Source organism: Desulfobacterales bacterium, from assembly GCA_034520365.1.
Lineage (GTDB): Bacteria > Desulfobacterota > Desulfobacteria > Desulfobacterales > Desulfosalsimonadaceae > M55B175.
Genome location: JAXHNP010000006.1, coordinates 413,724 through 439,230, shown reverse-complemented (window position 1 = coordinate 439,230; position 25,507 = coordinate 413,724). Strand labels below are relative to the sequence as shown.

Annotated in this window: 25 protein-coding genes; 12 read left to right on the top strand and 13 right to left on the bottom strand. The window is 53.2% G+C overall.

All coding sequences use genetic code 11. From position 1 onward, the window contains the following. Positions 1-447 precede the first annotated feature (447 nt). The 4 genes from U5L07_10080 to U5L07_10065 all read left to right on the top strand — a co-directional run bounded on the left by U5L07_10080 (position 448) and on the right by U5L07_10065 (position 5,650). A complete protein-coding gene (locus U5L07_10080; GenBank protein ID MDZ7832086.1) occupies positions 448-2,232 on the top strand; it encodes a radical SAM protein in 1,785 nt (594 codons plus the stop codon). 183 nt (positions 2,233-2,415) lie between these two features. Next, on the top strand, positions 2,416-3,573 hold the full coding sequence (locus U5L07_10075) for an acyl-CoA dehydrogenase family protein (GenBank protein ID MDZ7832085.1): 1,158 nt from the start codon (positions 2,416-2,418) through the stop codon (positions 3,571-3,573). A 26-nt stretch (positions 3,574-3,599) separates the two neighbouring features. Further along, entirely contained in the window at positions 3,600-4,745 is a 1,146-nt protein-coding gene (locus U5L07_10070; protein ID MDZ7832084.1) for an acyl-CoA dehydrogenase family protein, read from the top strand. A 20-nt stretch (positions 4,746-4,765) separates the two neighbouring features. Continuing rightward, a complete protein-coding gene (locus U5L07_10065) occupies positions 4,766-5,650 on the top strand; it encodes a haloalkane dehalogenase (protein ID MDZ7832083.1) in 885 nt (294 codons plus the stop codon). A 10-nt stretch (positions 5,651-5,660) separates the two neighbouring features. Here the strand turns inward: U5L07_10065 and U5L07_10060 are convergent, their stop codons facing one another. Genes U5L07_10060 through U5L07_10050 form a run of 3 tightly spaced genes read right to left on the bottom strand, consistent with a single transcriptional unit; the run spans position 5,661 to position 7,584 of the window. Further along, a complete protein-coding gene (locus U5L07_10060) occupies positions 5,661-6,575 on the bottom strand; it encodes an alpha/beta fold hydrolase (GenBank protein MDZ7832082.1) in 915 nt (304 codons plus the stop codon). A gap of 21 nt (positions 6,576-6,596) precedes the next feature. Further along, positions 6,597-7,376 (bottom strand): NAD(+) synthase, encoded by a 780-nt coding sequence (gene nadE, locus U5L07_10055; protein MDZ7832081.1) that lies wholly within the window; start codon positions 7,374-7,376, stop codon positions 6,597-6,599. Continuing rightward, positions 7,354-7,584, bottom strand: coding sequence for a hypothetical protein (locus tag U5L07_10050; GenBank protein MDZ7832080.1), 231 nt, complete (start codon positions 7,582-7,584; stop codon positions 7,354-7,356). The genes nadE and U5L07_10050 overlap by 23 nt, the downstream gene beginning before the upstream one ends. A 176-nt stretch (positions 7,585-7,760) precedes the next feature. On the opposite strand from U5L07_10050, the gene U5L07_10045 reads away from it, so the two are divergent. Beyond that, the gene (locus tag U5L07_10045; GenBank protein ID MDZ7832079.1) at positions 7,761-7,988 is read left to right on the top strand and encodes a hypothetical protein; all 228 of its coding nucleotides are present in this window, start codon (positions 7,761-7,763) and stop codon (positions 7,986-7,988) included. 4 nt (positions 7,989-7,992) lie between these two features. Here U5L07_10045 and U5L07_10040 read toward each other — a convergent pair whose 3' ends face one another. The 8 genes from U5L07_10040 to U5L07_10005 form a co-directional block, all read right to left on the bottom strand. Next, positions 7,993-8,625, bottom strand: a complete 633-nt coding sequence (locus U5L07_10040) for a hypothetical protein (protein ID MDZ7832078.1) — start codon at positions 8,623-8,625, stop codon at positions 7,993-7,995. A 291-nt stretch (positions 8,626-8,916) separates the two neighbouring features. Next, entirely contained in the window at positions 8,917-10,167 is a 1,251-nt protein-coding gene (locus U5L07_10035) for a hypothetical protein (GenBank protein ID MDZ7832077.1), read from the bottom strand. A gap of 417 nt (positions 10,168-10,584) precedes the next feature. Next, positions 10,585-12,000, bottom strand: a complete 1,416-nt coding sequence (gene glnA / locus U5L07_10030; GenBank protein ID MDZ7832076.1) for a type I glutamate--ammonia ligase — start codon at positions 11,998-12,000, stop codon at positions 10,585-10,587. 78 nt (positions 12,001-12,078) lie between these two features. Continuing rightward, positions 12,079-12,417 carry a P-II family nitrogen regulator gene (locus U5L07_10025; GenBank protein MDZ7832075.1) on the bottom strand — a complete coding sequence of 113 codons (339 nt, stop codon included), beginning with the start codon at positions 12,415-12,417 and terminating at the stop codon, positions 12,079-12,081. Positions 12,418-12,496: 79 nt separating this feature from the next. After that, positions 12,497-13,786, bottom strand: coding sequence for an ammonium transporter (locus tag U5L07_10020; protein MDZ7832074.1), 1,290 nt, complete (start codon positions 13,784-13,786; stop codon positions 12,497-12,499). 42 nt (positions 13,787-13,828) lie between these two features. Then, a complete protein-coding gene (gene glnD, locus U5L07_10015) occupies positions 13,829-16,504 on the bottom strand; it encodes a [protein-PII] uridylyltransferase (protein MDZ7832073.1) in 2,676 nt (891 codons plus the stop codon). A gap of 254 nt (positions 16,505-16,758) precedes the next feature. Next, entirely contained in the window at positions 16,759-18,396 is a 1,638-nt protein-coding gene (locus U5L07_10010; GenBank protein ID MDZ7832072.1) for a hypothetical protein, read from the bottom strand. A 1-nt stretch (position 18,397) separates the two neighbouring features. Then, positions 18,398-19,117, bottom strand: a complete 720-nt coding sequence (locus tag U5L07_10005) for a hypothetical protein (GenBank protein MDZ7832071.1) — start codon at positions 19,115-19,117, stop codon at positions 18,398-18,400. A 323-nt stretch (positions 19,118-19,440) separates the two neighbouring features. On the opposite strand from U5L07_10005, the gene U5L07_10000 reads away from it, so the two are divergent. Next, the gene (locus U5L07_10000) at positions 19,441-19,857 is read left to right on the top strand and encodes a hypothetical protein (protein MDZ7832070.1); all 417 of its coding nucleotides are present in this window, start codon (positions 19,441-19,443) and stop codon (positions 19,855-19,857) included. A 185-nt stretch (positions 19,858-20,042) separates the two neighbouring features. Next, positions 20,043-20,846 carry a M48 family metallopeptidase gene (locus tag U5L07_09995; GenBank protein MDZ7832069.1) on the top strand — a complete coding sequence of 268 codons (804 nt, stop codon included), beginning with the start codon at positions 20,043-20,045 and terminating at the stop codon, positions 20,844-20,846. A gap of 8 nt (positions 20,847-20,854) precedes the next feature. On the opposite strand, the gene U5L07_09990 is transcribed toward U5L07_09995, so the two are convergent. Together U5L07_09990 and U5L07_09985 are read right to left on the bottom strand one after the other, a co-directional pair. Further along, positions 20,855-21,184 carry a type II toxin-antitoxin system RelE/ParE family toxin gene (locus U5L07_09990; protein ID MDZ7832068.1) on the bottom strand — a complete coding sequence of 110 codons (330 nt, stop codon included), beginning with the start codon at positions 21,182-21,184 and terminating at the stop codon, positions 20,855-20,857. Next, complete coding sequence (locus tag U5L07_09985) at positions 21,184-21,459, bottom strand: type II toxin-antitoxin system Phd/YefM family antitoxin (GenBank protein MDZ7832067.1); 276 nt, start codon at positions 21,457-21,459, stop codon at positions 21,184-21,186. The genes U5L07_09990 and U5L07_09985 overlap by 1 nt, the downstream gene beginning before the upstream one ends. A 160-nt stretch (positions 21,460-21,619) precedes the next feature. Between U5L07_09985 and U5L07_09980 the strand changes: the two genes are divergently transcribed. The 5 genes from U5L07_09980 to U5L07_09960 all read left to right on the top strand — a co-directional run bounded on the left by U5L07_09980 (position 21,620) and on the right by U5L07_09960 (position 25,507). Then, positions 21,620-22,072: a four helix bundle protein gene (locus U5L07_09980; GenBank protein MDZ7832066.1), complete on the top strand. Its 453-nt coding sequence runs from the start codon at positions 21,620-21,622 to the stop codon at positions 22,070-22,072. Between the two features lie 131 nt (positions 22,073-22,203). Beyond that, positions 22,204-22,548, top strand: a complete 345-nt coding sequence (locus U5L07_09975) for a metalloregulator ArsR/SmtB family transcription factor (GenBank protein ID MDZ7832065.1) — start codon at positions 22,204-22,206, stop codon at positions 22,546-22,548. Between the two features lie 64 nt (positions 22,549-22,612). Continuing rightward, positions 22,613-23,848, top strand: a complete 1,236-nt coding sequence (locus tag U5L07_09970; GenBank protein MDZ7832064.1) for a permease — start codon at positions 22,613-22,615, stop codon at positions 23,846-23,848. A 181-nt stretch (positions 23,849-24,029) separates the two neighbouring features. Continuing rightward, positions 24,030-25,253: a YeeE/YedE family protein gene (locus U5L07_09965; GenBank protein ID MDZ7832063.1), complete on the top strand. Its 1,224-nt coding sequence runs from the start codon at positions 24,030-24,032 to the stop codon at positions 25,251-25,253. 23 nt (positions 25,254-25,276) lie between these two features. Continuing rightward, positions 25,277-25,507, top strand: coding sequence for a thioredoxin family protein (locus tag U5L07_09960; GenBank protein ID MDZ7832062.1), 231 nt, complete (start codon positions 25,277-25,279; stop codon positions 25,505-25,507).

Sequence of the window (25,507 nt, the reverse complement as noted above, 5' to 3'; positions counted from 1 at the left end):
GGGTTTATAATTCAAAATTACTTGAAAAAATTATAAATTTAACATTAACGTCAAAAGAAGCTTTTATAAAGACCTAATTAGAAAGTATTCCCCCGGGCCGTGCGCCCGGGACCGAGCCTATAAATAACTTTAAAGGCACTGAGGCACGGTAAATTTGTTCTATCTATTTTTCAGGCGGGCACGGTGGCCCGCCCTACGAATGGGGAAAAACCCGATTCATCGTAGGGTCGGCCACCGTGCCGACCATAAATTCTTGATTTCATTAACCTAATACCTAATACCCAAAACCTAATACCCGATAAGTTACTTAGAAGATATTGGATTAGGTTCGGAAATAAGTAACCATCAGCAGCCGCTCGGAAGCCAATCATTATATGACAAATTCGCTTCGCATGGTTATATTTTTTTAATATAAAGCATAGTTTAAATTAAAGGGGGAAACACGCGATGCCCAACTATCAGAATATCCTCATGGTTTACCCGGAGGTACCGAACAACACATACTGGAGTTTTAAGTATGCGCTGAAGTTTATCCGTAAAAAAAGCGCCATGCCTCCGCTGGGGCTTCTCACCGTAGCCGCCCTGTTTCCGCCGGATTATGAGTTGAAACTGCTGGACATGAACATCGAACCTTTACCGGACGAGGCGATTGAATGGGCGGATGCCGTATTTATATCCGCCATGATTGTCCAGCAGGACTCGGTTGAATCCGTGATTGCCCGCTGCAACCGGATGGATACCAAAGTGGTCTTGGGCGGACCCTATGCGAATTCCAACCAGGCAGACATCCAAGGCGTGGACCATTTTGTTCTGGGGGAGGTGGAGGAAACCCTTCATGGGTTTCTCTCTGATCTGGAAAACGGAACCGCCAAACATGTGTATCCGAAGCCTGCGCATCCGGATATCAGCAAAGCCCCCACCCCCCGGTTTGATCTTTTAAAAATGGATGCCTACGGCTCCATGGCGGTCCAGTATTCCAGAGGGTGCCCCTTCCATTGCGAGTTCTGCGACATCTGGACCGTTTACGGCAACAAGCCCCGGCTCAAGTCCGCGAATGCCATGAGCGCGGAAATGGATGCCCTCTACCGCCAGGGCTGGCGCGGCGGGGTCTTTCTGGTGGATGACAACTTCATCGGCAACAAAAAACGGGTGAAAGCCGAACTTTTGCCCGCATTGAAACAGTGGCAGACAGACCGCGGCCATCCCTTCCATTTCTTCACCGAGGCCAGCATCAACATGGCCGAGGACGAGGACCTTTTGACCGGCATGCGGGAAGCCGGCTTCAACGAAGTTTTCATCGGGATTGAAACCCCGGATGAGGAGGGGCTTAAAGAAACCGGCAAGGTGCAAAACCTGAAAACAGACATGGGCCAGGCGGTCCAGAATATCCAGAAGCACGGCATCGAGGTCATGGCCGGATTCATCGTGGGCTTTGACCATGACAAGAACGACATCTTTGATCGTCAGATCCGTTTTATCCAGGAGAACGCGATCCCCAAAGCCATGATCGGTTTGCTCACCGCACTTCCCGGAACCCGCCTTTATGAGCGGCTCAAGTCCGAAGGCCGGATGCTGGGCGCCTCCATCGGCAACAACACCCATGTGCTCTCCACCAATTTTAAAACCGTGATGGACGGCAAGCAGATTAAGGAAGGTTATAAAAAGATCCTGGCCAGCATCTATGACTACCGGTTAAAGATGTATTTTGAACGATGCAACCGATTTTTCGACAATATGCAATACACCGGCTATTTTCAGCGCAAAATCCGGTATGAAGAGGTCAAAATATTTTTAAAATCCCTTGCCCGCCAGCCGTTTACCCCGTATGGGTGGGAGTATCTCAAATTTTTGACCCGCAATTTCTTCAAGCACCGGGAAATCTTTGGCGAGGCGGTATCCATGAGCATCACCGGCCACCACTTTCACACCATCACCCAGGAAACCCTGAAAAAGGAAAAAATCGCCTCGATGCTGGAAGAAAATTACCGCGATTTCGTCCAGTTGGTGAACCGGTATTCCAAATCCCTGATGACCAACTCCATAGACAACATCGACTACGCCGCCAAGCTCTGGAAAAAGCGGGTCAAGCTGCTAAAAGAAATGCAGAATAAAATCAAAAAGATCCATGTTGACTTCCGGGGCGATTTGAACAAACGGTATATGGAGATCTCCAAACAGATGCGGGAGTTGATGAACAATTTTGAGCAGAAGGCCCTGCCCGCCCCCGACTAGTGACCGATTCATTCCCCAATTTCATTCTTGACTTTTATTTTAAAGATTTATAATTTTATCCATCAATTGATGGAAGCAGTTATTTGTATGAACTGCTGGGATGACAAACCCTCGCATATGAGGCATCATACATTCTTTTCAGGACGGCCACGTCACAGTTTTTAACCGCAGGAGGCGTTTTCCATGGATTTTAAACTATCCAAGCCCCAGAAAGAGATCAAAAAAGCCGCGTGGGAATTTGCCAGGGGCAAATTTGATAAGGAAATGATCATTGAGCAGGCTAAAACCCAGGCATTTCCAAAAGATATATTGAAAAAAGCCGGCGAACTCGGCTTTATCGGCATCCATTTTGACGAAGCCTATGAAGGCGGCGGTCTTGGGCTTTTTGAAGATGTGCTGGTCACAGAAACATTCTGCCAGAAAGATTCCACCCTTGGCGCCGCCCTCAAGTTTTCCGCCTATGCGGCAGAATGCCTGGTCCGGTTCGGGGACAGTGTGTTAAACGATAAATTCACACCGGCCATTGCAAGCGGTGAAATGATCTCCACCGGGGCGTTTCTGGAACCCGAGCAGGGCTATGACGTGAGCACTGTGCAAACAACAGCGGAAAAAGATACCGCCGAATGGATCATCAACGGTGCCAAGGCATTCGTGCCGTTCGGGGATCAGGCGGATATTTATATTGTCCTATGTGCCACCGATACCGCGGTTGAGCCCAAAAACAAGGGCATGTCGATGCTGCTGGCGGAAGCCGACCGGGAGGGCATATCAACCGGGCCCCGGGCCGAAAAACTCGGCGGCCGGATGGTTCCGTTTGCACCGGTTCGGTTTGAAAATGTGCGGGTGCCCCTCTCTAACCTGATCGGCAATGAGGGCATGGGACACACCCAGCTGGAAAGATTTTTCATTGAAAACCGCATCCAGGTGGCGGCCATGGCTCTGGGCACCGCCCAGGGAGCATTGGATCGGGCCCTTGCCTACGTGAAGGAGCGCGAGCAGTTTGGCAAAAAACTGGCCCAGTTCCAGGTTACCCGGCACAAACTCGCGGATATGGCCGCCCGGATCGAGGCGGCCCGCTACCTTACCTATTATGCGGCCAGCCGGTTTGATCGGGGCAAACACATCCCCCGGGATGCGGCCATAGCCAAACTAACCGCTGCCAGGGCCGCCATGGCGGTAACCGACGAGGCCATCCAGCTCTTGGGCGGATACGGCTATATGACGGAATACGAAGTAGAGCATTTTCACCGGGACGCCAAACATGCGGAAATCTTCCAGGGCCCGCCCGGTGTGCAGAAGGATATTATTGCCGATGACATCATTGGCAAATTAAAACTATGATGGATTGAAATGAAGGAGCCATCCTTATGCAGATACTAAACTATACCGACGCCCATCACGAGTACCGGAAACGACTGAAAAACTTCATGGCGGCCGAAGTCACCCCCTATGTGGACGAGTGGGAAAAAGAGCGAATTGTGCCCAAATCCATCTGGAAACGCATGGGCGAGGAGGGATTCCTCTGCCCCTGGGTCCCCACCGAATACGGGGGAATGGGCGGAGATTTTCTCTATTCGGTAATCGTCTCCGAGGAGCTTGCCCGGACCAATCATACCGGGCTTTCCGCCCCCCTTCACAGCGATGTGGTGGTGCCCTATATCGCCTCATTCGCCAATGAAGAACAAAAACAGAAATATCTCCCCGGCTGCGTGTCCGGCGATATTGTTACCGCAGTGGCCATGACCGAACCGGATGCGGGCAGCGACCTGGCCAGTCTCACCACGACCGCAGAGGAAGACGGGGATGAAATCATCTTAAACGGCTCCAAGACCTTTATCTCAAACGGCATCAATTCGGATCTGGTCATTGTGGCGGCCAAGGACCCGGCGGTGGACAATCCGTATCAGGCCGTGTCGCTTTACCTGGTCGAAGACGGCACACCCGGATTCAAGCGGGGACGACACCTGGATAAGATGGGCTTCTGGAGCCAGGACACCGCAGAGCTCTTTTTCACCAACTGCCGGATACCTAAAGAAAACCTCATGGGCGAAAAGGGCCAGGGGTTTTACATGCTCATGCAAAAACTCCAGCAGGAGCGCCTGGTCACGGCTATCGGCGGCCAGGCGGCAGCCGAGATGATCCTTGAATGGACCACCGACTACTGCCGGAATCATACGGACGCCTCGGGAAAACCCATTGCCAAAAACCAGGCCGTGCAATTTGCCATTGTTGAGATGACCACTGAGGTCAAACTCGGCCGCACATTTCTGGACAAGCTGATCACCGAGCATATGGCGGGCGAAAACGTGGTGATCGAGACCTCCATGGCCAAATACTGGTGCACCGATCTGTCCAAAAGACTCTCCCAGAGATGTCTGGATCTGCACGCCGATTTCGGCTTAACCGAGGATTGCCCCATCGCCCGCGCATTCCGGGATGTTCGCGTGATGCCCATATTTGCCGGCACCAATGAAATCATGAAACAGATTGCCGGCAAATTCATGGGGATGTAAAATATCAAGGGAGGCTGATCATGCTGCCGTCTGAAAAAAATTATCCGAAGCAAACAGTTCAAGTCATGGGCTATAATATGGCCTATGTGGATGAAGGCGAAGGTCCGCCAATTTTATTGCTGCACGGAAACCCCACATCCTCCTATCTATGGCGAAATGTCATCCCGCACTTAACCCGCCTCGGCCGGTGTATCGCCCCGGATTTGATCGGGATGGGCGACTCCGACAAGCTTGAAAACAGCGGACCTGATTCCTACCAGTTTGTGGAGCATCGTCAGTTTTTGAACGGCTTCCTTTCTGAGTTGGGCATCCGGAAGGATATCGTGTTTGTCATTCATGACTGGGGATCTGCCCTGGGATTTGACTGGGCATTTCGCAATCCCGATGCCGTGCGGGGAATCGCTTACATGGAGGCCATTGTTCAGCCAGTTAACTGGGAAGACTGGCCGGAAGGGGCGCAGAACATCTTTAAAAAACTCCGCTCCCCGGAGGGCGAGGAGCTGGTGCTTAAAAACAATGTGTTTGTTGAAAGAATCCTGCCCTCAGCCATCCTTCGAAACCTGACTGAAGCTGAAATGGCCGAATACCGGCGGCCGTTTTTCAACCCCGGCGAGGACCGGCGGCCCACTCTCACCTGGCCGCGGGAAATCCCCATATATGGGGAGCCGCGGGATGTGGCGGAAATCGTCAAATCTTACGGCAAGTGGCTGGAAGATGCCCCTGTGCCCAAGCTCTTCATTAATGCGGAGCCGGGATCCATTTTAATCGGCGCCCAGCGCCAGTACTGCCGATCCTGGACGAATCAAAAGGAAGTGACGGTAAAGGGCGCGCATTTCATCCAGGAGGACGCCCCGGATGATATCGGCAAGTCAGTCGCGGATTTTATCGAAAACCTCGGCCGCTGAGTGGCTTCTGCTATTCCTTTTCTACTTTTTCAAACACCCGTGAAATCGCTTCAGCGATCTGATCCGGCACCTCCTCCTGAAGGAAATGGCCGGCCCGGGTCTCTGTTACCGGCGCATCCGGCAGGATCTCGCTGGTGCGCTTTAAAGCGCGGCCCAGAATCGGATCCTTTTTGCCCCAGACAATTTCCACCGGGCCTTTGAAATTTTGGGCAAAATCACGGCAGCGGGCCAATTCAGGAATTGACGGATGATCCTGATGACCGGGAACCATCCGGGCAAGCGCGAGCGGGGCCGTCCGGTCCTTTCTTTTTTTCAGCGGATATTGGTATGCTTTAGCGATTTTTCCCGAAATGCTATTCGGGTCGCCCTGAACCTTGTGGAGCATATTCTGAGGGAAACCCGCCCATTGGAATGCCAGATGGCTGACGATCGGCATATTGGCAAACCGGTGAAAGGCCGTGGGCTTAAACCCCGGCCGGGGCGGGGCGACCACGGTATTTAAAATCACCATCCCTTTGACCAGATGCGGGCGGTCCGCCAGCGCCCGAAGCCCGATAGGGCCGCCCCAGTCCTGGCCCACAAAAATCAAACCCTCCAGCGAAAGGGCATCAATGGCAGCTCCCAGCCATTCGGCATGGTTGGCCAGGGTGTGGGCTTTGCTCTCACGGGGCTTGCTGGAAAACCCCAGACCGATGAGATCCGGCGTGATGCAGCGGAAACACTTTATCCCCAATTGATTGATAATCTGCCGGTAGAGGAACCCCCAGGTCGGGTTGCCGTGGACCATCAAAACGGGAAATCCGCTGCCGATTTCCATTATATGAAGGCTTTGGGGGGCATCCACCGCCACGCTGTACCGCAAATGGTCCGCCGGCAGCATCTCTTCGATCCATTCCGGCATTTGGGGGGCTTCCCGTTTCTCCATGGGTTTTCTCCTGTTCGAATATCAGCGGTAGGCTTCCGGAATCTCTGCCACCGGAATCGGCTCCATCTTATGGCGGTTGGCCTGATGAAATTTTCGAAAGATGGATAGCACCTGATGCTGCCGCTCCGTTAACCGGCTTTCATCGCCGCCGCTTTCCTCAAACCGCATGGCCCATTCCAATTCATCATAGGTGGCCCCGATCTGGGCCTCGTCACTGCGGTTATCCGCCCACAGTCCGTCTGTTGGCGGCGCCTTAAGAATTCCGTCAATGATTCCAAGATCCCGGCCGATTTCGTATACCTCGGATTTCATCAAATCCGCGATCGGGCCGATATCCACGCCACCGTCGCCGTACTTGGTAAAAAATCCGACCCCGAAATCCTCGACCTTGTTGCCGGTGCCGGTCACCAGGAGGCGGTAATGCGTGGCATAGGCGTAAAGGGTCGCCATGCGAAGCCGGGAGCGCGTATTGGCCATGGTCAGGCCGTCCTGCAGGTCAGTGGGAAACGTATTTTCAATGGATTGAAACACGGGCGTCAGATCTACGGAAGCGCCCTGCACATCCGGAAAATTGGCCTTAAGCCATTTAAGATGAGCATCAGCAAGTTCCAATTGATCCGTCGACGTATAAATCGGCATGATCAGCCCGTAGACCGTTCTGCCGGTTTCGGCGCACAATGTGGAGGTAACGGCGGAATCGATGCCGCCGGAGAGCCCCACCACAAACCCGTTCATGCCCGCCTCATCACAATAGGTATTTAACCAGTTCACAATATAATCAATCACTTTTCCGGTCTGCATCCTTTGTCTCCCACTGCTTTTCCACTTTTTTCCGCTCAACCGATTCGAGCCATTCAGCCTGCTCCTGCTGATATTCCGCTTCCGTCTGCTGATACCGAAAATAATCGGTTTCTTCAGGCTTTGGCCGCGCGCTCTGGAGATTTTTAAAAAAAGCCTTCAGCCGATCGATCCATTTTTGTTTCCCATTGTTTTCAGTGTTTTCAGTCATACCCCAAACACATCCAATGAATTTAGAACGCCCAATCTAGGTAATAATAACACGTCTTCCCTTTTCGACAAAGTGATTCAAACATCTGTTTTAGACACTGCCAATTCATGGCATTATCAATTTTACAGGTTCTATCAGATTGTTAAAACAGAATTCGGAACAAAAAGCTTAATCCTATGACGCTGTTTCAGCCCGCGCCTTTCCTCCGGAATGCTCATACCCAAACCATAATCATCAGCCAGGATGATCCGATTATTCCCGTGGCCGATCTAAAGGACATAACCAAGCCCTTTTGTCTTTCCATTGAAAAACAGCCCTATGGGGGATATTGCGGATTTATAAAGGATATGGGCCTGAATAGCTGGGCCAACCAGCGGATAGGGGAGCTGTTTGGCGCCGGATAGCCGATCATTGGGCGAGTAAATGACCGGCCGTCAGTTGATAGACCGTATCTTTGATTTGAAGGACTTTTGTCCGGTTGTCCAATTCAGCGAACCGGCTGTGGAGGGTCTGATTGGCGATTTTATCCGCAAGCCTGACCTTGAACAATTCGGTAGCCCCTGTCTTGAAATCGATGATCGCCCTGTCCGCTTCCACGCGCAAAATCAGTTGATCTTTCCGGAAAATTTTTAAAACCAGATGGTTCACCACCCCCCGGGTGATCAGACCGAAATCCTCTGCCTGCCGGGAATTAAAAGGATTGGCGGTATCAGAGAGAAGGCCATGCTTAATGCTTTCAAAAACATCCCTGTCATCAGCCGCATAATTTTCGATTACCAGATGATCCGCGGTGCATTCGGTCACCGGGTTGAACTGAAAAATAAAAAACCGGCGCTTGTTAATCTTTAACTCATCGGCTGAAATAACCGACTGAAGCACCCCATCCTTGACATCGGTGATTTTTATCCCCGTGATGTAAAGCGGATATTTGGTTTCAGTCGAGGGCCGCCCATCCGGGGCCGGAGTCGACGCGTTGCCGGGATGAAACTGCACCGCCAGGGCCACGCATGCGGCCATGGCAGCCAGGATCAAAGCAAGCAAAATAGATTTCATGAGGGCTATTTATTGAACTCCTTAGAAGAAGTATTCCTCCCCGGGCCCTGCGCCCGGGGCCGAGCTAAAAATAACTTTAAAGGCACTGAGGCACGGTAAATTTGTTCTATCTATTTTTCAGGCGGGCACGGTGGCCCGCCCTACGAATGGGGAAAAACCCGATTCATCGTAGGGTCGGCCACCGTGCCGACCATAACTTCTTGATTTCATTTGCCTAATACCTAAGACCCAAAACCTAAAACCCGTCACCCCCCCCGTGCCCTGCGCCCGGGACCAGACCTATTCAAATATATCCGCAGTGCCGGAGCCATCCGCATCATCATTCAAAAAAACCGGCGGCATGCCTTCAATGGATTCAAGAATTCCGCCGAATGTCGGATCCGGCAGGAAACCCACCGGCTCATTGCCGGAAAACGACGGCAGCAGGCTTCTCAGGTCAAGGCCTGCAAAAAACGGCTGAAGGATAATTTCCGAGCTTATATCCACCCCCTCGTCCTCATCTTCGAAGTCAATGATCCGGCCGTTTTGGATGCTTGCTTTAACCTGATTGATCACCGCTTTGGCCTCGATGATTTCCTCGCGGGTCACATCACACAGACAGATCAAATCATGCTCTTGATTATCGGTCTCCATTTCCATCCATTCGATCGCATCCAGCAGGTCATCCGCCGCTTCAATGATATAGGTTCTTGCCGAATCAATACTGTTCTGCGACTCCAGGGTTAGAAATGACTGATTGGCACTCAGAAAAGCCTCGATGGTGGTCTCCTCATTGGCCAGGGACTCCACGTCCGTATACTCAAGCTCCAGATTGTAGGCCTTCAAAGTATAGTAAAACCCCAGATTCGCCTTCAAAATAGCTTTGCCGAACAGCACATCCCCGTAGTCGCTTTCCACCTCACTGCCTGAAACCGGCTCGGTCCATGTATAATCAAAAGAGGTGGTAATATCATCCAGGAGCGAAAGCGCGGTCTCCGCCTCGGAAACCACCACATCTTCATAAAAATCGAGAAACTCGCGAACATTCGGTGTGGTATCGGGAAGCCGATCCGGCAGGGTGATCTCCAGATTCTCCCATGCGCCCGTTCTCGTAGTGCCGCCCAGGGCTTCGACCACATCCCCCAAATCCTTTAATTCCCCCGCATTGTCATCCGTCTCAAGATCAAAACCCAGGGCTGCCACACCGCTTATTGCGCGGAGAAATTTGGTACGATCGTCCGGATCCCTGATATCGGCCAGCTTAAAATAGGCTTTGGCCTTAAGCACCCCCTGGCTCGTTTGCGTATCCAGGGCGCCAAACCCTTCGGCGACCAGTTCATTGGATGTTTGTTCATTGGCCTCATCTGCTTCACCGCCAGAGAGATAGCTTCTTTCTTTTTCGGTCAGATTGCTTGTGATCCGGCCGTTTTCATCCTCATCATCATCGTCGTCATCATCGCAGCCGGGGATAAATGCAAAACACATCAAAATAATGCCCATACATACCAGCAGCCTGAAAAACCACCCCTTTTTTGATTTAACCGTACCCATAATTGCCTCCTTCCTATGGTTTGCAGTTTTAATCTCAATGTCGTTAACTTTAGATCGAAAATGGATTCGGTTGTCATATCGAGCGACGGCAGCGAGAAATCTTACGATTGCATAATTTGTTAAGACTTCTCGGCTCTCTCGTTCTTTAAACGACAGGAAAGGAATGCTAAAGTTATTGACATTGGTTTTCATCTGTCAATTCGGGTTGCCTGGCGCAAGAGTTGGAGATAGTGGATATCGTGACGGTGTTGCTGTAATTTACATTACTGAGAAAAATTCGGTTGTCAAGCATTTTCAGAGGTTGAAAAAAACGCAGTCAGAGGCGCTGAAATAAAAAAAACCCGGCTCCGGGCGAGGGCTGTCCATCCAGCCCCGCCCGGTCCGGGCGTTATCATCCAATAGACTTACATATTGAGTTTAAATATCAAAATAGAGGTAGAATTCATGCGGATGGGGCCGGAGCCTTACCGCATCCGCCTCTTTTTCCGACTTGTATTCAATCCAGCGCTCGATCACATCCGGCGTGAACACATCGCCCTTCAAAAGAAACTCATGGTCCTCATCCAGGGCAATCAGCGCTTCATCCAGGGAACCCGGGGTGGAATCGATCTCCGCCAGTTCCTCAGGCGGCAGGTCATAGATGTTCTTGTCCAGGGGATCTCCCGGATCGATCTTGTTTTCAATCCCGTCGATCACTGCCATCAACAAGGCAGAAAATGCGAGGTACCCGTTGCAGGACGGATCCGGCGTCCGGAACTCAATCCGCTTGGCCTTGGGCGATGCGGAATACATGGGAATCCGCAGCGCAGCACTCCGGTTTCTGCTGGAATAGGCCAGATTCACCGGCGCCTCAAACCCGGGCACCAGCCGCTTGTAGGAATTGGTGGTGGGGTTGGCGAATGCGCACAGCGCCTTGCAATGCTTTAAAATCCCGCCCATGGCATACAGGGCCTCCTGGGAGAGGCCGGCATATTTATCGCCGGCAAAAAGCGGCTCACCGTCCCGCCAGAGGCTGATATGGGTATGCATGCCGGTGCCGTTATCTTCAAATAAGGGCTTTGGCATGAATGTGACCGTCCGGTTGTGCTTGCGCGCCACGTTTTTCAGCACATACTTGAACCACACCAGCTGATCGCCCATTTCCAGCAAGGGTTTGAACCGCATATCAATCTCCGCCTGCCCGGAGGTTGCCACCTCATGATGCTGGCACTCCACATCAATACCCAGATCTTGCAGCGTCAGCATCATTTCGGTTCGCATGTCCTGGAACTTGTCCATGGGCGGCACCGGAAAATAGCCCTCTTTATGGCGCGGCTTATAGCCAAGATTCGGGAATTCATCCCGGCCGCTGTTCCAGATGCCCTCTTCCGAATCCACCATATAAAAGGAATGGTTCCGGGCGGATTCAAACCGTACATCGTCAAAGATAAAAAATTCCGCTTCCGGGCCGATAAAAGCCGTATCCCCGATGCCGGACTGCTTGAGATAGGCATCCGCCTTCTGGGCGATATGCCGGGGGTCGCGGGAGTAGGGTTCCAGGGTCACCGGATCCACGATATTTCCGATCAGCACCATGGTGGGCTCCTCAAAAAACGGATCCATTTTCATGGTGCCGGCATCCGGCACCACCAGCATATCGCTGGCATTGATCGGCTGCCACCCGCGGATACTTGACCCGTCAAAGCCGAATCCGTCTTCAAAGCTTGATTCCTCAAATTCTGTGGACGGAACGGTAAAATGCTGCCACACGCCCGGGAAATCCATGAACCGGATATCCACCACCCGGATGTTTTTGTCCTTTATGAGCTTCACAACGTCACTTGGGGTTGTCATGGTCATACCTCCTCTACTTGTTGGTTTATTGTTTAGCTAAAACCCTGATTGCTTAACATATTTTCTAGTCTCCAGTTTCTAGATCGCATCATCCCCGGTCTCACCGGTCCGCACCCGAATGGCCTGCTCCGCCGGCAGGACAAAAATCTTGCCGTCGCCGATCTTACCGGTATTGGCCGCATTGCGGATGGCATCCACCACCTGGTCCACCCGGTCGTTGCCCACCACCATTTCCAGCTTGATCTTTGGGATAAAATCCACCAGATACTCGGCACCCCGATAAATCTCCTTGTGCCCCTTCTGCCGGCCATAGCCCTTGACCTCGGTGATGGTCATCCCCTGGAGACCCAGCTCGTTCAAGGCCTCCCGCACATCGTCCAGCTTGAACGGTTTGATTATGGCTTCGATCTTTTTCATCCTAAACCTCCTCCTTTATTAAAACGCTTGGCCTTCTGAATTAAAGGGTTTTTTATCCCGGGCTGTCTACCCGGTTAGCCTACATCTCAAAGGCCCGCTCCCCGTGAAATGAGCTGTCAAGGCCGGCAATTTCACTTTCCTGATCCACCCGGATGCCGCCGGTTAAAAGCTTGGTCACCAGCACGACCACCCATGTACCCACGGCCACAAAAATGATGGTCGCCACAATAGAGACGGCCTGGATGACCACCTGCATGGGATTGCCGTAAATCAGGCCGGCAGCCCCTTCGGTAATGGCCGGATTGGCGAAAATGCCGGTGGCCAGTGCCCCCCATATCCCGCAGATGCCGTGCACGCCGAATGCGTCCAGGGTATCATCATAGCCGAACCTGTGTTTTAACTTGGAGACACTGAAAAAGCCGATCACGCCGGCTACCAGCCCGATTACCAGGGCGGCCGGCAGATTCACAAACCCGGCCGCCGGGGTAATGGCCACAAGCCCGGCCACAATGCCCGAAGCAAGGCCCAGCACTGTAGGCTTATTGGTGCCGACCCATTCCGCAAACATCCAGGCCAGGGCCCCCATGGCCGCGGAGGTGTTGGTGACCATAAAGGCGGAGGCCGCGACCCCGTCTGCAGCCAGCTGGCTGCCCGCGTTAAAGCCGAACCATCCGAACCACAGCATGGCCGCGCCGAGTGATGTAAGCGTCACACTCGAAGGAAACATGGCCTCTTTGCCATAACCTAAGCGGCGGCCCAGCATGATGGCCAGAACCAGTCCGGCAACACCCGCATTGATATGCACCACATTACCGCCGGCAAAATCGAGGGCGCCGATGGCACCCATCCAGCCGCCGCCCCACACCCAGTGCGCCATGGGGCAGTAGATCACGGTCACCCACAGAATCGTAAAAATGATCCAGGCGGAAAACTTCATCCGGTCCACCACTGCGCCCAGGACCAGCGCCACAGTGATGCCGGCAAAGGTTAACTGAAACAGCACGAATACCAGAGTCGGAATCGTGCCGCTCACATGATTGATATCAATGCCGTTTAAAAACAGATATGAGAGCCCGCCGATAATGCCGGCCACATCCGGGCCAAAGGCCAGGGAGTAGCCCCATGCCACCCAGATGACACTGGCCAGGCAATAGGCCACAAGGGTCATGGCAATCGTGTTCAAAAGATTTTTGTATCTGGACATCCCCCCGTAGAAAAGCGCCAGACCCGCCGGTGTCATCATCATCACCAGGGCGGTGGCCACGATAATCCAGGCCGTATCCCCGGTGTCGATGCCCTGGGCGGCGAATGCGCTGGATACCGGCAACAGGAATATGAATGAAAGCCATAGGGCGATTTTAAATTTCATAGCTAACCTCTCCTTCTTTTTTTTTAAGTTCATTTTGTCGGATTACGGTGAATCCGCCAGTACATTGCCCGTATGCATTACCGTCCCATGGGAATTCTCCGGCAACACATCCCGGATTGCTGATCGCACCATCTCGAGCCGCTGCGGTGAACGCACCTTTTCATCGTGCTCGTCTCTTATGTAAAAGACATCCACCACCTGGTCGAGCTTAGTGGCGATCTTGGCCACCCGGATATTTAAACTGCAGCTGCTGATAGCATTGGTGACGCGATAGAGCAGGCCCTTAAAGTCATAAGTAAACACTTCGATAATGGTAAAAAAACTCGAGCTCTCATTATCCACCACCACGCGATTGGGCTGGGTGAAAATATGCGGCTCAGCCGACGAAAAATCATACTGTTTTCGGGCCATGGCCGCGGAAAGATCCAGATCCCCGGTCAATACCCGCTGCAGCGTATCCTCAGCCTTCTCCCAGCGCTCATCTTCAAAAATCTGATCCGGCGGCGGGGACACCCGGAAAATGTCTAAGGCAATCCCGTTTCGCCAGGTATGGATCTGAGCATTGAATATATTGATATTGTTCAGGGTCAACACCCCGGCGATCTTTGAAAAAAGCCCGGGCCGGTCGTTTGCGCAGATGGTGACCGTTCGGGTGTTGGTGCCCGTGTCGCGGATGACATCCCAGACGAATGCCGCATTCCCCAGCTGATGATACAGACTCAAGTGCTTCATCATATCCTGGGTATCAACGGAAAGCACATAGCGGGGCGACATCAGCTCAAACACCCCTGAAAGATCCAGGCCGGAAAATGCCTTATCCTGAAGCCCCGCCACAAACGCCCGCTTCTTGTCGATTTCTTTAACCGCCGAGCGGGTGGCCAGTTCGCCCTTTTCCAATATGCCGTAGACTTTCAGGAAAAAATCCCGGATCAGGGCCGCCCGCCACTCATTCCAGGCCTTGGGCCCTGTGGCCACGGAATCCGCCACGGTCAGCAGAAAAAGCATCTTCAACCGGGCCAGATCCCGAACCTTGCGGGCGAAATTAATGGCGGTCTCCTCATCATTGATATCGCGGCGGGTCGCGGTTCTGGCCAGGGCCAGATGATTTTCCACCAGGAACCTGACGGTCTCGATCTCCCGTCCGGCATGCCCGAACCGCTCCAGAATGCCTTCGGCGATGGCCGCACCCCGGCTGGAATGGTCATCTAAGGAGCGTCCTTTGCCGATATCATGCAAAAGGGCCGCCCAGAGCAGAGTCTTCTTTCGTTTAAGCCCCCGGTAAAGCCGGCCGCAAATGTTATCCAGACACGGATCGCCGGTATCGCCGAAGGTTTTCATGACAAATACGGTCCGCAGAATGTGTCGGTCCACCGGGTACAGATGATAAATATCGTATTCGATCCGGTCGGAAATCCGCTGAAATTCAGGGATCAAGGCGGCCAAAAAACCGGTATTCTGCATCTGCTCAAGCACATTAAACGTGGGCGCCGGCGCAAGCAAAATATTCTCAAAGGACCGGCGAACCCCGGGGGCTGTGCGAAAACGGTCATCCACCAGATACCGGAATTCCCGGACCAGCCGGAAAGCCTCCCGGCTCAGGGGGACTTTTAGCCGGGCGCTGGCCTCAAAGATCCGGATCAGCATCTCCGGGCTTGAGACAATATATTCCGGGGAATCAAAGCTCAGCCGGTCCTTGTACAGATGCAGCCCCTCCCACTGCGCCAGCTTGTGCTCGCCCGGTTTTTTCCGGCCGGTCTGCTCAAAGCCGGACTCATAGAGAATCAGCAAAAGCTGCTGTTTGATAAAGGTCATGTGGGCGTGCAGGGTGCTCAGAAAACGCTCCACCGCTGACTGCCCCTCTGCTTCCGCAAACCCCATGGCCTCGGCCACGCCGGACTGATAGGCAAAGTAGAGCTGGTCCAATTTGCGGCCGGCCAGCGCATGCAGGTGGTTTCGCACCGTCCAGATAAAGGCGAGCGCATCCATCAGCTCATTGTATTCATAGTGGGAGAGAACCCCCATGTATTCCATATCCCGGGTTTCTTTCAGCCCGTATTTAATAGCGGCAAGCCACCGCAGGGTATGATAATCCCGAAGGCCGCCGTTGCCCTCTTTCAGGTTGGGCTCCAGAAGATAGCTGGAATCACCGAAATCCTCATGCCGCTGGCGGTTTCTCTCCACCAGCCATTTCATGATTTTTCGCGGTGAGCGCGTCAGCAGCCGCCGGCGCAGGACCTCCATCAGCTCCGCGTACACCGAAGAGATCCCGCAGACAAACCGGGCATCCAAAAGCGCGGTCAGCACCTCGTGATCATCCCGGGCCAGGCGGACACAAGCGCTGATGGACTGGATGGTATAGCCCACCTCCAGCTTGATATCCCACAGCGGATAGACGATTTCCCGGATGAGCTGCTCGGATTCGTCCGGAACGGATTTTCGGAACAGAAACAGCAGATCCACATCCGAATGATAGCACTGCTCCGCCCGGCCGTAGCCGCCCAATGCGACAATCGCATAGGGATTGGCGGCAATATGCATTTTCGGTCCGATTGCGCTCGCCGCAAAGCTGTTCCGCAGATACTCATCAATCAGCCGCGCATGATCTTTGAGCAGTTCCGGGGTATTTCGCCGCGACACCGATTCAAACAGCCATTTGCGCTGTTTGTCCAGCTGCTGCGCCAGGGTGATATGGTTATGTGCTTCTGTTTTGACCGTCATCTCTCCTCCGTTGCCCATAGCATTGCAACCGGTATGCCAACCCGGTATATAAAAAAAATTAATAATTAAATCAATGTTTTATAAAAATTCAAAATATTTAAACCAAAAGCCGATATTACAATTTTGTAATACACAAAAACAAAAATGTAAAATACATAAAGACAAACCTCTATTTTTTGTTCGGATTTTCTGCCTGGATCAGCTGATCAGGATGGGGGACAGAGGCTGCCCCTCCACCGGGTTTTCAAAAACGTTTAGAAATTCAATTTGGAAATGTTCTCCCGGCAGGCGGCGGCAAAATCCTCGGGGTAATGGCCGTTGATCCAGCGAAGCTGGGCCTCGCTGAACGCGCCCGGGGACTCCGGAAGCCTGGGCAGAAATGCATAAATCAGCCGCTGGTGGTTGTCTGATGGGTCATCCATGGCTTTTGAATACTCGATGGTCGTGATCATCCGGGCACCCATGGCCTCTAAAACCTGAACGGCAAGCAGCATGCCGTGATCAAGCGATTTCCGCACCGTCTGATCCGCCTCAATGATGTTGCCCACCGGCCCAAGCGTCATGAGCTGGATCTCCCACTGGGAGGTCTGCGCTTTGGGAACAAAAAGAAGAATGTTTTCATCCGAATAGATGATCAGGCTATTCGCCCCTTGCCCGCCATCCATCCGTTCATTATTATTGATCGCCTGGATATAGGCGTCAAAAAACCGGGTGCCGGTCTGCCGGCGATAGGCTTCAATAAAATCTGCGATCAAATCGCCGCAGGCATAGGGCGTTAGATGCGAATCCCCGGCGCCGTGGATTTCAAACTCCTGCGGCACCATGGCATACTGCTGATGGATCTGCTGGTGGGAGGCATGAAGCCGGTAGCCGCTGGGCGCATAATCAAACCCGAAATTCCATCCCCATAGGGTCCGGCTGGCAGAGAGGCGCCCCTGCTTTTCCGGAATGGACAGGGCGTTGACGATATCCCGGCGCAGACTTTCCAGTTCCTGGGCCGACAGGGTCCGGCGCCCGCATTCGACGGATACGCCCAGCTCCCCGGCCAGCCGCACGTAGGTGCGCTGGTAATAGAGATGGCGCATGGCCCGCATGTCTCTCTCGCCCAGATCCGAAAGCCGGTAGCGGACCGCATCATGGGCGTTGTTTGCCGCATAGTGGCCGCCGGGAATATAGCTGTTCTGCCGCAGATACTCAAACACATGCTGGCCCGAGCCCATATCCGGAAATTCACCGACAATTTCGCTGTCGCCCTGCACCCCGGGGCGAAGCACCATGACCTCTTTATAATCATCCGGGAGATAGGGGTTATTGGCGGTCATCTCAAAAAGGAGCGGAAAGTAAATCACCGGCCGGGTGCGCCCGGCTTGATCGGCCTGATACCGAAGGCCTACCGGCCGGCCGGTCTTTTTGTCATGGATGAAATGGCAGGAAAGCTCGGCCAGGGTGACCAGATCCGCCGGGTCGGTTGACGTTTCGGCAATGGCAAGCTTCACCGAATCCGGAAGATCGCAGAAAAGATCGGAGATGGCGCTGGCGGCCACCACCTTTTGATCCGCCCAGTCCTGCAATGTCTCTGTAAAAGAAGTCCGCGGCGCGCTGGGCAGACAAATGCCTGACGGATTCGCGGCATTCTGATCCGCCCAGCGCTTTAGAATATAAGTCACCCCTTTAAACGGAAAGGGGTTCGGCACCTCAAAGACCGGATCGGCATTGGGCACCTCGACCTGCCCGGGCGGAAAATTGACCCGGTTGTCGCAGGCCTCGCCGTTTCTAAACCAGCCAAGCGGCCGGATAAAATTGTTCTCCCGCAGGTTTTCCACCCGATAGGCGGGCTTGTGCAGGCCGTAGACGAATTCGCCGGAGGGATTGACGCAGGTTCTTAAATTCATTTTACAGCCCCACCTGGAAAATCGGCAGAAACGGGATCGGGCTGTCCTTGGCCACATTCAGAAGCCCCACCTGAAGCCCCTTCATCTCCTCGGCGTAATTGACAATACCCAGCTGCACGCCGGACATGATTTTGGCAAAATTGTAAATGGAGAACTGAAATCCCCGCATGGACTGGTTCACATTGTTTGCGCCGATGGCCGAGATCTGAAGCCCGCGGACGGTTTCCGCCTGATTAAAGGTGGGCAGCCCCGCCCCGATCTGGGCGCCGGCCACGTCATCTGAAAAATTGCCGGCAATGCCGGCATGAAGCTGGATGCCCCGGACCACGGGACTGTGATTGAACAGCACGGAGAACTGCATGCCGTTTGTCCCCTCTTCGGCCACGCTGAACACCCCGGCCTGAAACCCGTTTACCCGGCGGGTGGAGTTGATGCCCCCGATACCGATACCCCCCAGGTCGCCGGGGCCGTTAATCAGCCCCGCCTGGAAACCGCGGACTTTTTTCTCCGTGGTATTGGCCACTCCCAAATCCAGCCCCCACACATTCTGATTTTTGCCGTACAAAAAATTCATCCGCAGCCCGTAAACATTCCAGTCATCCGGCACCAGCTGCGCCGGATGCCACAAGGCCACCTGAAGCGGACTCCAGTTGGCAGCCGCCGCTGATGGTGCAAACAACAGACCCGCCAACAACATGCCGATCAAGAATATTTTTTTCATCTCCTGTCTCCACTCATCGATATGTGCCAAAATGCCGCTGCAACGGCATTTTGGCAGAAAGTCCCTCAAAAAGATGCTCAAACTCCGTCCATACTGTCATTTCGAACGGGAGCGAGAAATCCTTACAATAAGATTATTCCTTGTCACTGTCGCTCCACGAATGCCAATATACGAGTCTGTCAATCTTTATAGCAGAAACAAGTTATTGGTAAAACCCCATAATGTTTGAGGCAATTAAAAGCATTGAACCGCTTGAATATTATGTGGTAAAAGTTATTTTTTATTTTTAATATTCTGAAAAAATTGAAAAAGGAGCGCAACCCATGACTGACACGGAGATTTCCGAACTGGATGCATTCTTAAACCAGTGGACCGATTCGCCCAATCAGGCAAAAAACGCATTTTTGGAGTTACTGGCCCATTTGAAAAAAAAAGATCCGATCAATCTTGAGTTCATTCCCCGGGAAGGTTTGACCTACTCCCTGCGGGCCAGTCACCCCAACCAAACCGCCCGGCTGCTCTTCGGCATGGTCGATGTGATCGAGGATGACCCGCGCTGGCTGTCTGTCTGTTTTTTCGGTGAAATGATCAATGACCCGGAAGAAAAAGGCGATATGGTGCCCGAAGGGCTGCTCGGCGAGGATGCCCACTGTTTTGACATTTATGAATATGAGGCATCAGAAGTCGCCTATGCCGCCAAGCGCCTGGATGAAGCGTATGAAATGGCGGCCAAAGGCTAAGCCGGCCCTATATTGCTAAATGACATTCACTTAAGACCGCAAAAGGGTTCGATTGTCATTTATCGAGCGGCAGCGAGAAATCTTACGCTTAAGATTCCTCGTCGCTGTCGCTCCTCGGAATGACATCAGCGGAAAATTCAACCTAAATTTAGATTTAAGTTAATGACATGGGTTAATTACTCATTATGTATAGATTAAAATTTATCTTCGTTACCGTTGTCATTCTGGTGCTGGCCGCCTGCGCCTCGGTGCCGATTACCGAAAGGCGGCAGCTGACCCTGGTGCCGTCCGCGTCCATGCTCTCCATGAGTTTCCAGCAGTATGATCAGTTCCTCAAGGAAAACAAGTTAAGCGATGACCCGGAAAAAACCCGAATGGTCAAACGCGTGGGCCGGCGCATTCAAGAGGCGGTGGCGCAGTACTTTGCCGAGCAGGGCCAGGCCGATCGGCTGGCCAACTATGACTGGGAGTTCAACCTTGTGGAAAACGATCAGGTCAATGCCTGGGCCATGCCCGGGGGCAAGGTGGTCGTTTATGAAGGCCTTCTGCCGGTGGCCCAGAATGAAACCGGGCTGGCGGTGGTCATGGGCCATGAAATCGCCCATGCCGTGGCAAGACATGGCAATGAACGCATGAGCCAGGCCATGCTGGCCCAGTTCGGAACGGTTGCCCTGGCCCAGGCCATGAAGGATAAGCCTGCCCAGACTCAACAGCTCTGGATGATGGCCTTCGGCCTGGGCGCCCAGGTGGGCGTCATCCTGCCATACAGCCGCCTGCATGAATCCGAGGCGGATCATTTGGGGCTTATTTTCATGGCCATGGCCGGCTATGACCCGCGGGAGGCCGCGGATTTCTGGCAGCGCATGGCGGCAAAGAAGGGCGGCAAATCCCCTCCGGAATTTTTAAGCACCCATCCGGCGGACAAAAAACGGATCGAGCAGATCAAAAAATTGATGCCCGAAGCCATGGCCTATTATCAAAGCAGTTAATACTTTCCTTAGGTTCCGCCCAGCAGTCGTCGTTCCAATAGGGACTGCATATCCCGTCGGCCGTCGGCAATCAGCATGACATAGACGGTCTGATCAATAATGCGATAAATAATTCGATAGGGCTTGAAAAAAATCTCCCGATACGCCCGAATTCCCAAAGCCGTCAATTCCTGGGGGGAGAGGCCCCGCTCGGGAAGGTCAGACAGGCTGGAAAAGGCCTTTTCAATCTGGGTTAAGACATAATCCGCTTTCTGTAGACTGTCATACAAAACAATATAATTATAAAGGTCTTCAAGATCCCGGGCCGCATCATCTGTCAACAGGATCGTAAAAGGCATTACTGATCCTTTGGCTGCTCGCGCAAGCGCTTAACCACATCATCAGCGGGTTGAACCTTTCCGGCTTCAATCTGATCCATGCCCAAGGCCAGCATTTTCAACAACGCCATTGTCTGCCGGGTTTGCTCATAGCTTTCAATGTCCTGAAGCACCACTTTGGCTTCCCCATTCTGGGTGATGATTAGGGGTTCCCGGTGTTCGCCCATTTTTTTTATAATTTCCGCCGCATGGGCTTTCAGGTAGCTAATTGGTTTAATCTGGTCTGCGACTTTCATGGAAATACCCCCCATTAATAAATATGACCTAAATTTAGGTATGACTAAATATAGTCCAAAAACAGGTCTTTTGTCAATGCTGGCGGAAATAAAACAGGGCTAATTTGTTCTGTATCCAAATCGAAATCGCTATCGCTATCGGGATCGAAATCGAAAAAATATGACCCTTGGACGCGAAAAACTGGACGTCTATCGCCTTTCAATAGGCTACGTTGCATGGGTTTACGAGAAGGCCGACAGCCTGAACGGAGTTTATCGGCCCGCCCGGGATCAATGGCTTCGGGCCAGCCAGTCGATACCGCTCAATATCGCCGAAGGTAATGGCAAGACCGCGGAAGCCGACCGAAGGCGTTATTTCGAAATCGCTCGTGGCTCCGCGCTTGAGTGCGCGGCGATTCAAGATGTGCTGGTTGTCGGCAAGGCGCTGGACAAGATGGAAAGCCGGAACCGCAAGGATGAACCCGACCGTATGGCCGCGATGCTCAGCCGTCTCGGCGGAAGAGGATACCAAGTTCGAGAGGATCAGGAAGTCTACAGCATCGATTTCGATCCCGATAGCGATTTCGATCCCGATTTCGATCCCGCTAGCGAAGAAAACGAATCCCAACCTTAGCGTTAACAGGACCGGGGGTATGGATTTTGCGGTTAGAACAAATTAGCCGTGGAAATAAAAAAGACGCCTTGACACCCACAAAATGAAACACTATATTCCGATTTAACGATATAATGACAAGGAATTGCGCAGTGAAGCAGTTTATTAAAATCATGAAGGCGTTATCCGACCCCAGCCGGGTCAAGATCCTGAAGATGCTTCAGCGCCGGATGATGTGTGTGTGCGAAATCCAGGAAGCCCTGGGCATTGCCCAGTCAACCGCCAGTAAACATCTAAAAATATTGGAAGACGCAGGACTTGCGACATTTCAGAAGGACGGCCTGTGGGTCAATTACCGGCTGGCGGACGGAGGGGACAGCACTTATGCCCGAACGATTCTCGCCCACTTGAATGAGTGGCTGGAAGATGATCCGCATGTTTCTGAGATTACGCAGCGGCTGCCGGAAGTCCGGCGGGATACCATCTGCCGCAAATAATTTTTTGCCCATTATATTTTTGTACCGAAATGTTGCTAATTACTCATATACAAGAGGAACCCCTATGACTGACAAAAGAAAATTCCTGTATTTGATTCTGTTTTTCCTGTTTGCCTATTTTGTCCCCTTTTCCCATCCCCGGGTCAAAATGGCCATCCTGGAAGCATTTTTGATGCTCCGGGAATACGCCCAGCAGCACGTGATACTGTGTCTGGTGCCGGCGTTTTTCATCGCCGGCGGCGTTGCCGTCTTTATTTCCCAGGCCGCGGTGGTCAAGTATTTCGGGGCGGAGGCCAAAAAAATCCTGTCCTACGGCGTGGCCTCGGTATCGGGAACCATCCTGGCGGTCTGCTCGTGCACGGTGCTGCCGCTTTTTGCCAGCATCTACCAGCGCGGCGCCGGCATCGGACCGGCCATTGCCTTTCTGTATTCCGGCCCGGCCATCAACGTGCTGGCCATTATCTTAACCGCCCGGGTGCTGGGATTGGAAATGGGCCTGGCCCGGGCCATCGGGGCCATTATTTTCGCCATTGTCATCGGCCTTTCCATGGCCGGCATATACCGAAAGGAAGAGCGGCAGCGGCAGACCGGCGCCATGCAGATGCCGGAAGAAGAAATGCCGCGCCGGCTGTGGCAGGATCTGATCTTTTTCGGCCTGATGGTGATCTTCCTGGTATTTGCCAACTGGGGCAAGCCGGCATCGGAGGAGGGCTTCTGGGCAACGATTTATGCCATCCGCTGGTATATCGCCGGCATCTCGCTGGTGCTGCTGGCGCCGGTGCTGTGGCGCTGGTTCCAAAAAGACGAGCTCAAAGAATGGGTCGGCGAAACCTATAACTACACCCTGATGATCATGCCCCTTTTGTTTGCCGGGGTGATGTTTGCCGGGTTTTTCCTGGGCCGGCCCACCCATGATGCCATTATCCCGTCCAAATACGTGGAAGCCATCGTGGGCAACAGCCCGGCACAGTTTTTCGCCCTCACCGGCATGGGTCAGGGGGCGGCACACGACCTGATTTCGGTGATCTGGCCGGTGTGGACCTGCTTTTTCGCCTCTATCTCCGCGGCCTTCATGTACTTTGCCACCCTGACCGAGGTGCCGATTCTGCAAAGCCTGATGGGCTCCGGAATGGGCAAGGGCCCGGCGCTGGCCCTGCTTTTGGCGGGTCCTGCGGTGTCGCTGCCCAACATGCTGGTCATCCGCGGTATCCTGGGCACGAAAAAAACCGCGACCTACATCGCCATCGTGATCGCGTTTTCCACGGTGTGCGGGCTGATTTACGGGTGGCTGTTTGTATGATTTCGATGTTTTAACTTAAAAATTTTCCGCTGCTGTCATTCCGAGAAGCGATAGCGACGAGGAATCTTGCTTATTAAAAGATTTCTCGCTGCCGCTCGAAATGACAGTTGAGTTTGCATGGAGCTTAAGATAATAGCATTGGGTGCAATTTCATTTTACTGATTTAAGGCAGGGAGGCAGTATGGCGGAAGCAGCGGAGAAAAGCTGGAAAAAGCCATTGTTAATAATCGGCATTATGATTATTGTCTTTACCGGACTGTCGCTGATAACCGGCCTGTGGGTGTTTACGGCCATTCCCCTGGGCTTTTTGTTCGGGTTTTTCCTGGAAAAGGCGGATCTGTGCGGGGCATCGGCGTTCAGCGAGGTGCTGCTCATGAAGGACTGGACAAAAATCGCCGGGCTCTGGGTGATTATCGCTGTGAGCATGATCGGTTTTGCCCTGATTTCGGCACTGGGCTGGGTGAGCTTAAACCCCAAGCCGTTTATCTGGGCCAATTATCTTGTCGGCGGGGTGCTTTTCGGCATCGGCATCGTGCTGGCCGGGGGATGCGTCAGCGGCTGCCTGTTTAAATCCGGCCAGGGCAACATCAATTCCATGGCCGGCTTAATCGGTATTCCGCTGGGCGTGGCGGCTGTGGAATACGGCCCGCTGCATGGGTTCACCGTATATTTGAAGTCATTTATCGTCAAGGCGGCAGACGGCGGACCGGTGACGCTGTCATCGGTCACCGGCCTGTCTTATGGGGTGCTGGCTGTCATTATCGGCGCCATTACCCTGGCGGCTGCCTGGCGGATCAAGCAAAACCAAAAGAAAAAACAGACAGCTGTGATCAAGCAGGATATGCCCCTGATGCAGCGTCTGGTGCTTCGGCCCTGGCGGCCCTGGCAGGCAGGCATTGCCATTGGTCTTTTGGCGATATTCGCTTACATGTCATCGGCATCCAGCGGCCGCAACTATCCGTTGGGCGTGACTCATGGGGTAATGCATGCGCAACTGCTGTTTACGGATGCACCATTAAAGCATGTACATGGGCCGCCTGCCGCGCCTTCGCTGCCGAAAGCGGCGGCATCTGAGGGTTCGAAAACGCCTGCGCCCGCCAAAAAAGTGTCCTGGTGGCTGCTTTTCGAAATTGTGGCCCTGGTTGCCGGCGCGGCCTTCAGCGCCCGGCTGTCCGGAAAAACGCAGTTTCTGCCCCGGCCGCCCGACCAGACGGTGATCGCCTTTATCGGCGGCATTCTGTTGGGCACCGGTGCCGCCATTGCCGGCGGCTGCGTGGTGGGCAACATCATGAGCGGATTTGCGCTGATGAGCCTCGGCAACGTCTTATTCGGGATCACCGTGGTGCTGGCCAACTGGGCGACCACCTATTTTTACCTCATGGGCGGCGGCATCATGGATAAATAAAAACAATAAAAGGAGGAACTCTCATGGACATTAAAATTCTGGGCCCTGGCTGCCCGAAATGCCAGCAAACCGAAAAAATCGTCAAGGAAGTCATTTCCGAATCCGGTGCGGCAGCAGATGTGACAAAAGTCACCGACACCATGGAAATCGCGGGCTACGGTGTTTTCGGTACCCCGGCCGTGGTTGTTGACGGCGAGGTCAAATCCGTGGGCAAGGTGCCCAAAAAAGAAGACGTCAAAAAATGGCTGGGATAA